A 14,393-nucleotide genomic window follows, 5' to 3' on the forward strand; every position below is an offset into this window, starting at 1 on the left:
TAAATTTCTAAGCTCCATTCTGAGAATCCATGACCTTTTTCCTAGAGGAAAGCTATGTGGTACATCCTATTGGAAATCGACAAAGAATTGGCACAGATTCTTTCAGAAAAACACCTCGACCTAGGGATGGTCACGATGTTTGCATTGCGGGATTTGTTCTCCCAAAGGCACCTATGCCAGGCTGTCTCCCAGAACCCCCATTCCTCGTTTCTCAGGCTCTCCTTAACAAAATCTGATTTTTTCCAATTATACCAGATTGCCGAAGAGATCGAAGTTGACCCAAACCGACTGCTATCCTATGCTTTCACTCAAACGGTTTTGGACTTATTGAGATTGTGAACCCAGAAAAAGGAAAACAAGGCTACATCAAGGTTGATGACATTTCGGAAATTGATCCAAACAAATTATCAATTTCACAAGCACACCAGAGGTATGTTGACCGAGATAACAACCGCTATGCGCTCAGGTTCAATAAAGACACGAGGCGATTGGAAATCATCAAACTCACCACCTCGCAAGGTGTAGAGGTCGTTCAGTCTACGCCAAACCCAGTCCCACAATCCAAGCCGATTCCGAACATGGAAGCGCCAGCCCCCATCATAGAAAAGCCACCTATCCTTCTTGATTCGGAACCTCCAATCGTGGAACGTAGGCAGAGCCCACGTGATGAGGCCTTATTGGGTGGGGACACCGACTTGGACATCGTAGGAATCGAAGAATCTAGGCATTCCAACCAAGGCAAGGCGGAAGAGCTAGCAAACTCATCTGCCATCTCCTTTGAAAAATCAGATGGTAGAACCTCCGCCCAAATGATCGACTATGTGATCAAAGTACTATCTACCTATAAAGAAAAAGCCAATGCCATCATTCGCAATATACAATCCTCTCGGATCTTTGAACTTACGGGAGATCCCTCAGAAAATAAAAATATTGTAGGTAATTTAGCTAGAGAATTCGAATCCCAAATCTTTGAAGGGATTGATAAGATGATCGATCTCCATAAAGAAATGACCTCTTATCCTCGTCCAATCACCTATTATATTTCAAAAGCTCCGACCAATATGCGTGAAGATATGAAGGCGATAGACTCCGATAAAGAAAAGTTAGAAAAATTGCATCTCTATGAAATGCAAAAGCACTCTCATACAATAGTAAAAGCGATGAAGTCTCTCAGCTTGCAGTTATTGAATATTTTAAACTTAAAAACTGATTCTCAAGTCAAACAACTGCAGTACCAAAATCAATTAATGTTTGTAGATGCAAAAAACGCTTCCCTCTACTTTACTCAAGATTTGGATAAGACGATAATTGAAATAGAAGATTGGAAAAATTCGAAATGAGCCAAGAGCTATCTGAATACGAAATCAAAACCTATTTACAAAAGATCAGAGCCGATTACCAAGAACATGGCAAACTCAATCCCAAGGCATTTGACCAAGCTGCCTTTGAGACAAGATATTTACAAGTTCTCAGGCTACGAGGTAACTTAACAAAATTTTTCCAAGAAGAAGTCGCTTTTCTCGACCAGCTAAAAGCCAAGTTCAACAATTTGGTGGCCAAAAAAGAAGCAGCAAAGGCTAGCACTCTCAATCGTCTCGTCGACGAATCCATGGAAAAACTGGTCAAGTATCCAAAGATCGATTTCCATCCTCTTGCAAAAGCAGAGCTTCGGTACTTTTATGGGGCCATCGTAGAATTTGCCGAAACAGAGCTTCCAGTAATCTTAAATATTTTTAAGGGGACTCCAGAGTATTCTTATCTGCAAGATCCAGTACTAGTGATCGAAAGATTAGGTATCTCTAGAAGGGGCATGCCTTCTCTTAAAATCCAGGAGATCACCAAAAGTTTGTTAGATGCAAATGGAAATCCCATCGTCATTGAAAAGGTTTCTCAAGCTTTACTTCGAGATGGCTGTTTGGCTTTAAAAAATATCACTCAATCTGTCCAGGACCTAATCTCAAAAAATAGAATCAATCCTGACCTCATGGTGCAGGTGAATGACAGAGATTACCCAAAGGCTTTTTCTAAGTATGGCAACAAAAGATTTGGAAGGGCATTGGAGATGGTCACTGAACAATGCCGCCAGATCATACAAGATTTTCGAATGAATTCATTGCTTGGTATGGACTGATTTTATTTTGTAGGTTTTATGAAACCTATCCTTTTGGCAGTTGCGGAAACCATAGAATCTGATTTTGATGAGGCTTTTTATAAACAAGCCGATCCCAATGAAAAGTACTTTGCTCTGCTCTCCCGTTCTGTTGATAAACTTTTACATCACCTAGGTACAGATAGAAAGTCCATTGCTCCTTACCTAACTGACTTTGTTTCCATCGATACATTGTCTCTCGCAAGGGCTGGCTATGGACACGCAGTGCGAGATGCCAATGATCTGGGATTTTCTGGAATTTCCTGTCATATCGTAGATTTGGGAGGTGCCAGTGTTGGTGGATCTTTGCACCAAGCGTACGCACTGATAGAATCCAATCCCGAAGCTCTTGTTCTTGTTTGTGGTTCAGATATTCCAAAATCTGTATTTCGCCAGATATCTGATTTAAAACGCCTAACAGAAACTGTCTGCCATAAGGATTTTGAAATTCCTTATGGTGCTACCCTGATAGGGCTCTATTCTTTGTTAGCGGAAAGACAAATGAAAGAGAACGGAATGACACTAGAGGATCTAAAAGAAATTACAAAAGTCTTTCGGTCCCATGCCATTGACAATCCTCGGGCATTCCAATTTCAAAAAGAACTCACGGATAAACAGCTAAACAGAGCCTTAGCTGGTCCCTACTCTACTCCCATGATTGCCATTGTCACTGACCATGCTTTTGCAACACTCCTTACGACTGAAAAGAAAAAGAACGAACTGATAGAAAAAGGGATATTGCGAAAGGACACTAGTCATGTGTATGTTAGAGGAGCAAGCCATGCAGTTCATGCTGAGTATTTTTACCAAAAGAAAGGCTTACAGAGTCCGGCAGGGATTGCGGCCGAGAAGTGTTTTGCTTTGTCTGGATTGTTACGTTCCGATGTGGATTATGCTTGGATCTATGATTGTTTTACAGGAATGATAGTTTCACAAGCTAGCCAATACTTTGGTGTTTCTGTTTCCGATACCGTAAAATCCTTAAAGTCGGGAATGATTTCTACAGGCAACCGAGAGATTCCGATCAATTTAGGCGGAGGTATACTCAATTACCAAGCGGCTATGTCTTTGTCAGGAGTGACGGGATTGATAGACATTGCTAGCCAGTATGGTTTAGCAGTGGACCCTATTCCGAAAAGACTTAGCTCACCACCTAAAGTAAGTTTGCTGGGGGGAAATGGAGGCATTGATAGTATCAACTCTGTGGTTTTGTTTTCTACAGAAGATTCTGAACATCCAATCGCAAAACCTCAGATCGCTAGGCAGCTACAAGTGAACGAAGTGGACGCAAAAGAAGGAGATGTTTGCCAGATCATCTCTTTGAGTTTGGTGCAATTTAACCCCGGCGGTGAGAAAAAAACTCCTTATCTACTCTGCGCCTCTGAAACAGAGAGGGGAACTCTAGTGATTACAAATCTTTTCAATAAAAATTTAGAAGAGATCTTGAGCCAAGAGGGTATCTCCGCATCACAAAACAAAGTCAGATTGCAGAAGATAAATGGTCTCTTGCAAGCTGTTTTGTTGTAGGTGCCTCAAAACTGTTTTAGGAATCGCAAATTCCCAGATTGGAAATAACGTATGTCATGAATGCCGTAGCGCATCATGACCAGACGGTCTAATCCCAGACCAAAGGCAAATCCTGTCCATCGTTTAGGATCATGTCCACCTGCTGACAAAACATTGGGATGAACTAATCCACAGGGAAGAAGTTCTAGCCATCCAGAATGTTTGCAGACAGAACAGCCTTTCCCTTCACAGACCAAACACTGGATATCTAGTTCAAATCCTGGCTCGACAAAAGGGAAGTATCCAGGTCTCAATCGTGTTTTCACTGTTTTGCGAAAGATACGAGAGAGGAGAGTTTCCATTGTGTAAATCAAATGTGCGATCGAAATCCCTTCTCCAACGACCATTCCTTCTACTTGATAAAAAGTATTTTCATGGGAAGCATCTACTTCCTCATAACGAAATACTCGCCCAGGGGCAATGATCCGAAAAGGTGGTTTCAAATTCTTAAGAGCACGGACTTGGATTGCAGATGTATGTGTTCTAAGTAAATTTCCATCCACCGTATAAAAAGTATCCTGCATATCACGAGCTGGATGATCATCGGTAAAATTCAAGGCTGCAAAATTGTTTTCGTCGGTCTCTACCTCTGGTCCATCCATTATAGAAAATCCCATCGAGGTAAAAATATCCTCGATCTCATATTGAATTTGTGTGATGGGATGTAGAGAGCCTCGTTCAGATGATGCAATTGGACGAAGAGCATCAAAAACTTCAGATTTTAAGGATTCTGAGTAGTAGGACTCTTTTAAGCGAGTTCTCTGTTCTTCCAAAAAAGATTCTATTTCAGCCTGAGCCTCGTTAGCAAATTTTCCGATGGTTTTCTTTTCTTCGACAGTTAAAGAAGCAATCCCTTTTAACACTTGGGTGAGTTTGCCCTTTTTACCAATGAAAAGATTTTTTGTTGCATCCAACTGATCTTCCGCCTGGCAACTGCTAAGCGAAGATTTAGCCTCTTTTATGATAGATTCAATTTCATTTTGAAGATTCATTAATTGCTCTTTCTTCTACGATTTTCTTTAACTTAGGATAAATGCCTCCAAAGGCACCATTTGACATTGCTAGAACCACTATTTGGTCCTTAGCATATTTTTTGAGGAATTGAGTCAGCTTGTCAATTAGATCCGATGGATCCTTACAATACACAGCCTCTTTTTTAGTATTTTTAGCGATATCTTTCACTAATTTTTTTACGTTTAACCTTTGTTTTGCTGGTACTTTATTAACCTGAAAGACTTCCGTGAGCATGGCTAGATCTGAACCTTTAAAACACTTTGAGAAATCATCTTGGAATACATTTCTATGGGAGGTTGCACTTCTAGGTTCAAATAGGGAAATGATTTTTGCTTTTGGATATGCTTCTTTGTGGGCTTTGATTGTTTCCTGTATGGCAACTGGATGGTGAGCAAAGTCCTCTACAAGTATACTATTTTGGTTTTGAAAGAGGATTTCTTGTCTACGTTTCACACCCGGAAAACTGAGAAATGCCTGGATCAACTTTTCTTTTTGCGAAGGTGCAATCTCTAGACAAAGACGCAATGCCGCTTCCGCATTTCGAAAGTTATGAGCTCCTATGAGTTTGGGCCGTAGTTCTTTGTTTTGTATCTTGACTATGCCCTTCTCATAGCGAATAATAGAATTTTTTTGATTTAGTTCAAAAAAATCGACTGGAGCATGTTTGTACTCTTCTAGAATCGCATTTAGATTTTTTGAACCTCCCCAGGAAAACACCTTACCTGTGTTAGGAACTAAATTCAAAAGTCGTTTGAACATTACTTTGATCGCATCCAAATTCGCAAAAATATCTGCGTGGTCAAAGTCCAATGCATTTAGAATGAGATAAAAGGGGCGATAGTGAAGAAACTTTGAACTCTTATCGAAAAAGGCACTATCGTATTCATCACCTTCTAAGACAAAATATTCTCCTTTTCCCAAAGCAAAGCCAGCATGCCCATCCGCTCGGATGCCACCGACAAAAAGTCCAGGATCCAAACCAATTTGAGTTAATAAGTGGTGCACTAAAAATGTAGTCGTAGTCTTTCCGTGAGTACCTGCAATGACGATAGGTTTTTTGCCTTTTAGGAAAAAATGCCCGATGGCTTGTGCCATACTCATGTATTCTTTGCCAGAAGATAGAACTTCCTCTACTTCGGGATTGCCCCTAGAAATAGCATTGCCGATGATCACTAAATCTGCAGCTTTCACATTTTCTTTCGCAAAACCTATCTTAGGAGAAAGTCCCCACTCTACCAATTTATCCGACATGGGAGGGTACAGATTTTGATCGGAACCTGAAATTTCATGACCTAATTGTTTGAGCATATAAGCTAAATTGCCCATGGCAATCCCACCTATACCGACCAAAAATATTTTCAATTTAAAACCGTCCGTATGATATGATAAAGAAACATGGGTATGCTGAGTAAGAACAAAAAGAAGAGCATAGCCTTAAGCAGAAAAAAGAAAAAGTCCTTTGAGGTCCAAGAATTTTGAATGGAAAGATACAGATAGGCCAATTGTAGGGAGTATAAAAAACCCACAGATAAAAAGAAGAGTGGGAAAGGATTTGGAAGGATCCAGAACACCGATGAAGCCATCATTGGCAAAAAGGAAATTTGGAATACATGGGGAGGAGGTCCATCCCAATCTTCCGTTTTGTCACGAAACTCATGGTACATCCGAAAGCTATCAATGATCCTAAATAGAAAAAACAGAACAAAGTAAAAGATAAATACACTCAGTACACTTTGCCAAAGTGTAAAAGGAGTTTCCTCATCTCCCGAAATGGCAATACCAGCGATCATCTGGAGTGTATTGCCCAAGAACTTGGTTAGAGCACCAACAACGGCAAGTGCCACATACAAAAGAAATAAATCCCTTTGGCCAAGAAGAGACTGATTGAAATACAAATCGAAAGCCGATTTGGGAGAGAAAAATATATCCTTCAAGACTTGCTTTCGGATAGGATTGAGATCTAAATTTTGCACCTTATTGGATTTTCTGATTGGGACGTTCAAAGCGGGAAGCATTTTTCACTTCCGTTGCGGCTCTCAAAAAGGCAGAAAATTGCTCTTCTTTCACCAAAGAATGGTTTTCTAAAAAATGCCCCAAAAACTCTCTTTGGGCAAGCCTAAACATTCCCTGTTCGGTCTGCACAGTATCATAAAAATACAATTTCCAACGGTAGGATTCCGAGTGTCCGACTTCGATCGTGTAGATGGCTTTTTCTTTTGCTGACGATTTGCCTGAGACATAGGAAGGTGCTTGAGGCTCATCTAGGTAGAGATCAGCCCTAAGTGATTTTAACTTTGTTTCCCAATCATTCCCTATAGAAGGGGATAGTACAATTCGTTCGTCTGTGGGACGGCTCCATTCATTTACATAGGTATCATACTGATTCTTTTTTGCTGAATTTTCGATGCGTATCCTCTGTCCCTCTCCATTCAGTTCGATATATTGTATAAAACCCCCGTTGTAATTGATGAATTGGCGTTCTCTGAGTGAGTGGCTCTCACCTTTAAACTTATCGATTAGGTATTGGTACGGACTCACTATCCGATTGTCTGCTAAGGCTAAGATCCGCGTTTCATCTGAACCAAGTTTATTTCCAAAACGAAGAAAGGAACCATTGATCTCCTGATCAAAAGGTATTGAATCCAAACTTAAAAGCAAAGTGGGAGCATCCTCCGATAGGCATAACTTTTGTAAGTCTATGCCTTCCGTCAATTCCTCAGATTTTGTTTTTAATACACTTAGATCAGTGAAGAGATTTTTTACATTATAATTGGCTTCATAGAAAACTTGTTCCTTAGTTTTGCCATCTAGCTGGGTGAGTTTGAACAAGGGATTGCCTCGCCAACCGCGGGAAATCTTTTCCATTTGGATTGGCATGGGAAACAAGGTAGGTTCATTTTTTCCGCACCAAGTCTCTTTTGGCGGAAGGAAACGAATGGTCGACCAATCCTTTTTCCAGAAACTAACTTCTGTTTGGTTTTCTTGTCTTTCCTCAAGCCCAAAAAATATAAAAAAGGAGACAAGCAGACTGACTAAGAGATAAATGATTTTTTTATTCTTAAGCATAACTTTTTGACTTTCGTTTGGAAAGAACGTAGTAAGAGCCTACCAACAAAATTAGTCCAGGATAGATAAATACACCCAAGGCCCAAACAACTAATTTTTGGTTATCGGAAAGATTTACGACACTAGCTTCATCCTTTTTGGCTGGGATCTCGGTAATCGCCTCATCCAAAAATTGTCCGGTCACAAGTGATGTAGAAAAAGCTGCATTCGAAGTATACAAATAGAATTGGTCAGTAAGCCAAGATGTTCCTGAATGGATCACTATCCTTCCTTTTTTATCACCTGTTAGAGAAAGAGGAGTGAGTAATGTTGAAAAGATGAAATTCTCTTTCTTTTCTGCTCCATCCATCTTTTTGTTTTGGTTGGAATCAGCAAAGACATCAAAACCAGACTCCAGTAGGTTTTCCGACTTAAAGAGAAATGGATTCTTACCTGCAGAAACAGATTGGAAAGCACCTGAGAACGGGAAGAGAACTCCTTGGTCTTTATTGGACAAAAATTGAGTTAGGTTATGATCCTGGATTCTCTTTGCCACGACGACGCCAGGCTTTTCCACCAGCTCAATCAATGGAGTCTCAGAAAACTTCAATCCAGAGATAGATAATAACCAATCAAAGGATTCTTTTCCGCGTGGATCTATGGTGATGAATAGCTTACCATTGTTTTCTAAGACATACTTTTGGATTGCCTCTCTGGCTTCTGGCGAAAACGGAATGGAGGGTCCAATGATAGCAACCATATCGGCATCGGATGGAAGCTGAGATGGCCAGCCTTGGGAAAAGCCCCACTCCTCCACTTTGAAATTTAGAAATCGTAGATTGGTTGTAAAGCGATTGATCTGTTCATTGGGAACAGATCGAAAGCTTAGTCCAAAACGCTCCCCATTGGACACAGTGAAGTAAATTTTCTTTTGTTCGGTTGTGACAGTAAATAAGGCAGAGATAATCTTTCTTTCCATTTCCACCAAATCGCCTGGCTCTTTAATGGATATCTTTTCTTCCGCGTATGGTGTCTTTGCCTCGGATAGAAGCTCTTTTTTGCTACGGATTAAAATAGTACCATTGGCAGCGGAAGGATAGTCTTTGGCTAGATCAGTTTCTACATACGCATTGATGAACTGTACTGTAACCAGAGGATTCTCAGCTCGGATCTGGTCTAAGAAGATTTCAACATCCGTCCGAACTCGTGTTAAAGCATATGTATTTGAATCTCCATCCGCCTCCAAAGGCCTAGGATAAAAGGCGATGATGTTTGTTTCCTTTTTGATTTGTTTCAAAAGGTTTCGGGCAATAGGCGAAAGAGAAAATTTCCCTTTAGAGCTTAGATCAAAATTGTAATTTCGTTTAATTGCAAAGTAGTTGATGGCAACAAGGATAGGTAATAGGATCAAAAATCCCAAGAGTGCATTTTGCAACAAAGTGTTTTTGGAAAAGGAAAGACTTGTCTGCGCTTCCAAAGAAGATTTGCCAATTTCTAAAAGGACGACCTGTAACAAATAGGCAAACGCGAAGAGAATGATAAGAAGTAACAAAATCTCACGTAGCCGAGATAGATAGCCAACCTCTGGATTCACCCCAGAAACAACCGGGATATCTATCCAATCCCTAAGAACGTAAAGTGCAAAGGACAATACACCTATCAAGGCCCCTAAGTACCGATTGACTTCCTGTTTTTGTATCCCTTTTGCAAAGACCCTGTAGATAACATCACTTAGGATGAAGATGGGTACGAGTGACAACCATACAAGCCTTTTGCTCGGCTCTACGATCATACCATCGAACAAAAAAAATTGAAAGAGTGCGATAACTCCGATGAATGGAAAGATTCTTTCTAACTGGAACATAAACTATCCCCTCCACCGTCTTGATTCTAAAACTTTAATCGTAAGATATAGAAACAGAAATGTACCTGTTAAGAAAAAAACTATACTAGTCAAGGGAAGCACTCCTTTTGAAAAGCTTATGTAATGGGAGAAGATATGAAGATGGAACAAAACCTTTCGTGTTGTCGCCTGAAATAAATGAGAGAAATAACCCACCACCCATAGAGTGAGTATCACCATAACAGCGATTAAGAGGGAAATCATTTGGTTTTTGGCTAAACTAGAGGCAAATAGGCCCACACTGAATGTGAAGATACCCAACAAAAAAACACCTACTGATCCCGAAATGACAAGATACAAAGGAGCTTGCCAAAAGGAGTAGAGTACAAGTGGGAAGAAGCCATTGATGAAGATAGTAATGATCAGGCAAATGGTCATTCCAAATAGAAACTTACCAACGACTATATCAAAATCTGTAATAGGACTGGTATAGAGCAATTCCAAAGTACCTTTGTTTTTTTCTTCCACAATGGAACCCATAGAAAGGATCACCATCGCTATGAGAATAGTTGTCATAAAGGAGACAAAAGTGACAACGGTTGCCTCTTCATAATTGGTCCTACCGTTGAAATTTAAAATCATGATAAATAACGCATTGAGAAATGCTGTCCCTCCCAAAACCAAAGGCCCCATATAGGTTTGGAAGAATAACTTCATTTCTTTTCTGTAGATCCATATCGCGGTTTGAAAGTTCATATCTTCTCCAAAAAGATTTGTTCCAAGGATACTTCTTGCTTTCGAATGGATTCGATTTGTATGCTTTGTTCGAGAGCGTTTTTAAATAATCTCTCTTTAAACGAAACTAGATCATTTGTTTGCACTACAAATAGATGTTCTTCTTTTCCACCACTTTGGTATGAAAGCGAAGAACTGTCGGAGCCAAGGATTGACCGTAAAAAAGATTCCAATTCTTCTTTCGGTCTTCCAAATAGACCGATTTCTAAGCCCGCAAGTCGCTTCATCTCTTCGTCTAATTTTGAAAAACTAAGTTCTTGCCGGAGTGATCCATTGTGTAGGAATATAAATTTGTCACAAGTTTTATAGATTTCAGATAGAATATGACTTGAAATCAGAACAGTATGTTCGCCTGCCAAACTTCGGATCAAATTTCTGATTTCTATGATTTGCTTAGGATCCAAACCAGAAATCGGCTCATCCATGATGACAACCTCTGGGCTTCCTAGGATTGCCTGAGCAATGCCGACTCTTTTTCTGTATCCTAAGGAAAGAGAGGAAATCAGTCTCTCTTTCATCTCAAGAATATTCGTTTTTTCTAATACTCTTTGGATCTCTGTCTCCCAGGAGTCTTTTGCAATTTTTTTCAGACGGGCAACAAAGAGTAAGTAATCATAGACTGAGAGATCCTCATACAACGGAGGAGTTTCTGGCAAATAACCTATCTTTGCTTTGGCTTCCAGAGGGAAGTCAAAGATTGACCTGCCATCAATGAGGGCATCTCCTGCACTCGGGATCAAATAGCCTGTTAAGATTCGGATCGTGGTTGTTTTGCCTGCTCCGTTTAATCCCAGAAGGCCAACAATCTCCCCTCTTTCCAGTTTGAAATTGAGGCCTGAGATGGCCCTCTTTTCCCCATAAAATTTTGATAAATTGCTGACTTGTATCATAACCTGCTGTATTATCTTCTAATTGGACGTATGTACGAAATTTTAGAAAAAATTAAACCTTTTTTCAAGGATGAAGAAAGCTATTTTGCAGCAAAGCAAGTTCTCATTGAGCGTGAGACAATTTTTCAAGAAGATATCATCTACCGTTTGGCGGGAATGATGCGGGAAGCTGCCTTTGTACTAGATGAAAACTGGCACTATCTATTCATCAACGACATCGCAAAGAGCTCGATTAAAAAAACAGAGGATGAACTCAGAAATTTCGATGTATGGACACTCTTTCCAGAAATACGTGAGAATGAAATCGGCAAAGCCATGTTACGTGCAAGAGCCGAAAAAAAGAACATCCACCTAGAGCAAACCCAACATATAGATGGCAGATGGTATGATGTCATGTTTATTCCACTTTCAAACTATTTAATTGTCTTCTCTCGGGAAATTTCCTCTCATAAAAAAATTCAAATTGGCTATGACAGTATTTTAAGCAAAAACAACGCAATTCTTGCTGCCATACCAGATAGTTTGTACCGTATCCATGTCTCCGGCAAAGCTCTGGACTACAAAAAATACCCTGAAGTTCTCGAGTGGGATGAGGAACTGAAGAGTGGGGATTGGGAATTTTTAGACATGAGCGAATTGTTCCCAAGTTCAGATTTAGAGAGAATCAAAAAGAAGATCAACCAAGTGATTGATGAAAATGAACTGGTCACTTTGGAATACTTTCGGGATGCTTACGATGGAAGAAAACATTACGAACTACGGCTCTCGAAGAGTGGACCTTTTGAGGCACTCGCTATCTTAAGAGACATTTCCATCCGCAAAAAAGCCGAACAGTTAAAAAATGAATTCATCTCAGTTGTTAGCCATGAGCTAAGGACACCACTCACTTCCATCAAAGGAGCAATCGACCTCTTGGTTGGCGGAGTAGCCGGAGAATTGAACAACCAAGCAAAGTCTCTCTTGAACATTTGCAAAAAAAATACACTTCGATTGGTACGTTTTGTAACCGATCTTTTGGATATAGAATCCTTGGATTCGGGAAATATAAATTTTGACTACCGTACACATAAATTAGCAGATATTGTCAGCCATGCAATTGAATCCATGAGAACCTTTTCGGCACAATTCCATGTTGAAATAGACTTTGTTAATCCTGATCCCAACTATTTAGTATTTGTCGATGAGGACAGATTGCACCAATGTATCACAAATCTTATCTCAAACGCAGTCAAATACACCCCAAAACATTCGAATGTTACTGTTGAGCTAGGACTTGTGGAAAGTAATGTATTTTTAAAAATAACAGACAAAGGTCCTGGCATAGATCCTGATGTCCGCTTAAGACTATTCCATCGATTTGTGCAAGGACCACCACCCAAAGATAAATTGGTCGGAGGATCAGGATTGGGATTGCCAATTACAAAGGCGTTCGTTGAACAGATGTTAGGTAAAATTTATTATGAATCCTCAGAATCTGGAACCAGTTTTTTTATAGAATTGCCTCGAGTTACCAATCGACAGGAAATCTCAGGAAACCAATAAAATGTATCCTTTTCATGATATTTTGATCATTGATGACGAAGAGGACATTCTAGAAATCCTACGTGTAGCCATTGAATTCCAATCTGATATAGAAATATATTTTGCAAGCAATGGAGAAGATGGTATCCGAAAGACAAACCTGGTAAAACCTGATTTGATTTTATTGGATGTGCTGATGCCAGGGATGGATGGTTTGCAGGTGATGGACCATTTGAAGAACAACCAAATCTTAAAGGATATCCCCGTCATTTTTTTAACATCCCGAGTCTTAAAGTCACAAACCCAAACCTATCTCAACAAAGGAGCAATTGGCTTTATCGAAAAACCGTTCGCTCCTTTGGAAATCCTAGATAAGATCCAGATCCTTTGGACCGAATACACCAAACAAAAAGAAACTTAGTCCTTAAAGTCTTTTAGTATTTCTTCTTGCCTTCCCATCAGTTTTACCGTAAGCCTTGGGCCAATTTCAGTTACAATACGAGAGGCAACGTAATTTCCCCAACGAGCGGACTTAAGATTTGAATAGCCATGCGTTAGACCATAGAGCACACCAGCTGCGAAGGCATCTCCGGCTCCCGTCGTATCGATGGGTTTTACAGGAAATCCTGGAACCAAGGTGACCTTGCCTTTTTCGCAAACATAAGCTCCTTCTTTACCAGCGGTCATAAAAACTAAATCTGATAGTGCTCCTATAAATTTGATAGCCTCTTCAGGAGAGGATTTTTGGCTAAGTGCCAAACCTTCTTCCGTATTGCAAAACACAACATCAACGTAATCTTTTGTTAGTTGAATGAACTCTTCACGACTTCGATTTACACAAAAAGGATCACTATAGGTAAATGCTACTTTAACTGCATTTTTTTTAGCTTCTTCCATTGTAAGGCGACTTGCTTGTTTGGTTCCAAGTCCTTCCCAGAGGTAACCTTCCACATATACAAACTTTGCTTTTTGAATACCTGCTATATCGATATCAGATGCTTGTAAAGAAGTAGAAATTCCAAGTGATGTGAGCATGGTTCTTTCCGCATCTGGGGTTGTCAGCACTACACAAGTGCCAGTATGACCAGAGCTATCTGGTTTTGTTTCGAATAGTACACCTGCGTCTTCCATATCCTTTTTATAAAATTCACCATAGGCATCGTGGCTCACCTTACCAGTGTAAGCACAGGTACCGCCTGAGTTGGCGATTGCAATCATTGTGTTTGCGGCACTCCCACCAGAGCGTAATTCTTTTTTAACATCCGATAAACTAGCTAAGATAGATCCTTGTTGGGTTTCATCAACAAGCGTCATGATTCCTTTTTGGATCTTTTGTTTTTCCAGAAAGTTTTGATCAATCAAGGCAATGATATCCACCAAAGCATTGCCAACTCCGAAAACATCGTAATTCTTCATATCCACAAAGCTTTCCTAGGCTGTCCCTTTTCGTCCGCATTTTTTCTATCCAGCGTTAGAATATTTTTTTTGGCGAATCAATTGACAATGATTCTTGCTCCAGAAGATTGAATTTATACCTATAGGGAGGAATCAGGTGGCACTCCTGAGCTGA

14 protein-coding genes are annotated in these 14,393 nt (G+C 40.0%); 6 read left to right on the forward strand and 8 right to left on the reverse strand.

Features of this window, described 5'->3' with window-relative positions; genetic code table 11:
* The first annotated feature begins 54 nt into the window (after positions 1–54).
* Genes DI060_RS09100 through DI060_RS09115 form a run of 4 tightly spaced genes read left to right on the forward strand, consistent with a single transcriptional unit; the run spans position 55 to position 3,676 of the window.
* Positions 55–339, forward strand: a complete 285-nt coding sequence (locus DI060_RS09100) for a hypothetical protein (RefSeq protein WP_108976033.1) — start codon at positions 55–57, stop codon at positions 337–339.
* Positions 336–1,340 carry an LIC_10450 family protein gene (locus tag DI060_RS09105; protein WP_108976035.1) on the forward strand — a complete coding sequence of 335 codons (1,005 nt, stop codon included), beginning with the start codon at positions 336–338 and terminating at the stop codon, positions 1,338–1,340. The genes DI060_RS09100 and DI060_RS09105 overlap by 4 nt, the downstream gene beginning before the upstream one ends.
* A complete protein-coding gene (locus tag DI060_RS09110; RefSeq protein ID WP_108976037.1) occupies positions 1,337–2,131 on the forward strand; it encodes a hypothetical protein in 795 nt (264 codons plus the stop codon). The genes DI060_RS09105 and DI060_RS09110 overlap by 4 nt, the downstream gene beginning before the upstream one ends.
* An 18-nt stretch (positions 2,132–2,149) precedes the next feature.
* Positions 2,150–3,676 (forward strand): thiolase family protein, encoded by a 1,527-nt coding sequence (locus DI060_RS09115; protein ID WP_108976039.1) that lies wholly within the window; start codon positions 2,150–2,152, stop codon positions 3,674–3,676.
* A gap of 5 nt (positions 3,677–3,681) precedes the next feature.
* Here the strand turns inward: DI060_RS09115 and pheS are convergent, their stop codons facing one another.
* The 7 genes from pheS to DI060_RS09150 are packed head-to-tail and all read right to left on the reverse strand — an operon-like array spanning position 3,682 to position 11,302.
* Positions 3,682–4,707 (reverse strand): phenylalanine--tRNA ligase subunit alpha, encoded by a 1,026-nt coding sequence (pheS, locus tag DI060_RS09120; RefSeq protein WP_108976041.1) that lies wholly within the window; start codon positions 4,705–4,707, stop codon positions 3,682–3,684.
* The gene (locus DI060_RS09125) at positions 4,691–6,091 is read right to left on the reverse strand and encodes a UDP-N-acetylmuramate--L-alanine ligase (protein ID WP_108976043.1); all 1,401 of its coding nucleotides are present in this window, start codon (positions 6,089–6,091) and stop codon (positions 4,691–4,693) included. The genes pheS and DI060_RS09125 overlap by 17 nt, the downstream gene beginning before the upstream one ends.
* Positions 6,088–6,702, reverse strand: coding sequence for a hypothetical protein (locus tag DI060_RS09130; protein ID WP_108976337.1), 615 nt, complete (start codon positions 6,700–6,702; stop codon positions 6,088–6,090). The genes DI060_RS09125 and DI060_RS09130 overlap by 4 nt, the downstream gene beginning before the upstream one ends.
* Before the next feature lies 1 nt (position 6,703).
* Positions 6,704–7,795 carry a hypothetical protein gene (locus DI060_RS09135; RefSeq protein WP_108976045.1) on the reverse strand — a complete coding sequence of 364 codons (1,092 nt, stop codon included), beginning with the start codon at positions 7,793–7,795 and terminating at the stop codon, positions 6,704–6,706.
* Entirely contained in the window at positions 7,788–9,638 is a 1,851-nt protein-coding gene (locus tag DI060_RS09140; RefSeq protein WP_108976047.1) for a motility-associated ABC transporter substrate-binding family protein, read from the reverse strand. Before DI060_RS09140 ends, DI060_RS09135 begins: the two co-directional genes overlap by 8 nt.
* 3 nt (positions 9,639–9,641) lie before the next feature.
* Entirely contained in the window at positions 9,642–10,373 is a 732-nt protein-coding gene (locus DI060_RS09145) for an ABC transporter permease (RefSeq protein WP_108976050.1), read from the reverse strand.
* The gene (locus DI060_RS09150) at positions 10,370–11,302 is read right to left on the reverse strand and encodes an ABC transporter ATP-binding protein (protein WP_108976052.1); all 933 of its coding nucleotides are present in this window, start codon (positions 11,300–11,302) and stop codon (positions 10,370–10,372) included. Before DI060_RS09150 ends, DI060_RS09145 begins: the two co-directional genes overlap by 4 nt.
* Before the next feature lie 30 nt (positions 11,303–11,332).
* Between DI060_RS09150 and DI060_RS09155 the strand changes: the two genes are divergently transcribed.
* On the forward strand, positions 11,333–12,844 hold the full coding sequence (locus DI060_RS09155; protein WP_108976054.1) for a PAS domain-containing sensor histidine kinase: 1,512 nt from the start codon (positions 11,333–11,335) through the stop codon (positions 12,842–12,844).
* Between the two features lies 1 nt (position 12,845).
* The gene (locus DI060_RS09160) at positions 12,846–13,244 is read left to right on the forward strand and encodes a response regulator (protein ID WP_108976056.1); all 399 of its coding nucleotides are present in this window, start codon (positions 12,846–12,848) and stop codon (positions 13,242–13,244) included.
* Here the strand turns inward: DI060_RS09160 and DI060_RS09165 are convergent.
* Positions 13,241–14,239, reverse strand: a complete 999-nt coding sequence (locus DI060_RS09165) for an adenosine kinase (RefSeq protein ID WP_167836954.1) — start codon at positions 14,237–14,239, stop codon at positions 13,241–13,243. The genes DI060_RS09160 and DI060_RS09165 overlap by 4 nt on opposite strands.
* Positions 14,240–14,393 lie beyond the last annotated feature (154 nt).

It is taken from the genome of Leptospira ryugenii (assembly GCF_003114855.1).
Lineage (GTDB): Bacteria > Spirochaetota > Leptospiria > Leptospirales > Leptospiraceae > Leptospira_A > Leptospira_A ryugenii.

Coding starts and splice junctions, on each gene's coding strand:
- DI060_RS09145 (WP_108976050.1), bottom strand. CDS start 10,373: ATGAACTTTCAAACCGCGATATGGATCTACAGAAAAGAAATGAAGTTA.
- DI060_RS09160 (WP_108976056.1), top strand. CDS start 12,846: ATGTATCCTTTTCATGATATTTTGATCATTGATGACGAAGAGGACATT.
- DI060_RS09155 (WP_108976054.1), top strand. CDS start 11,333: ATGTACGAAATTTTAGAAAAAATTAAACCTTTTTTCAAGGATGAAGAA.
- DI060_RS09140 (WP_108976047.1), bottom strand. CDS start 9,638: ATGTTCCAGTTAGAAAGAATCTTTCCATTCATCGGAGTTATCGCACTC.
- DI060_RS09115 (WP_108976039.1), top strand. CDS start 2,150: ATGAAACCTATCCTTTTGGCAGTTGCGGAAACCATAGAATCTGATTTT.
- DI060_RS09135 (WP_108976045.1), bottom strand. CDS start 7,795: ATGCTTAAGAATAAAAAAATCATTTATCTCTTAGTCAGTCTGCTTGTC.
- DI060_RS09165 (WP_167836954.1), bottom strand. CDS start 14,239: ATGAAGAATTACGATGTTTTCGGAGTTGGCAATGCTTTGGTGGATATC.
- DI060_RS09100 (WP_108976033.1), top strand. CDS start 55: ATGTGGTACATCCTATTGGAAATCGACAAAGAATTGGCACAGATTCTT.
- pheS (WP_108976041.1), bottom strand. CDS start 4,707: ATGAATCTTCAAAATGAAATTGAATCTATCATAAAAGAGGCTAAATCT.
- DI060_RS09150 (WP_108976052.1), bottom strand. CDS start 11,302: ATGATACAAGTCAGCAATTTATCAAAATTTTATGGGGAAAAGAGGGCC.
- DI060_RS09110 (WP_108976037.1), top strand. CDS start 1,337: ATGAGCCAAGAGCTATCTGAATACGAAATCAAAACCTATTTACAAAAG.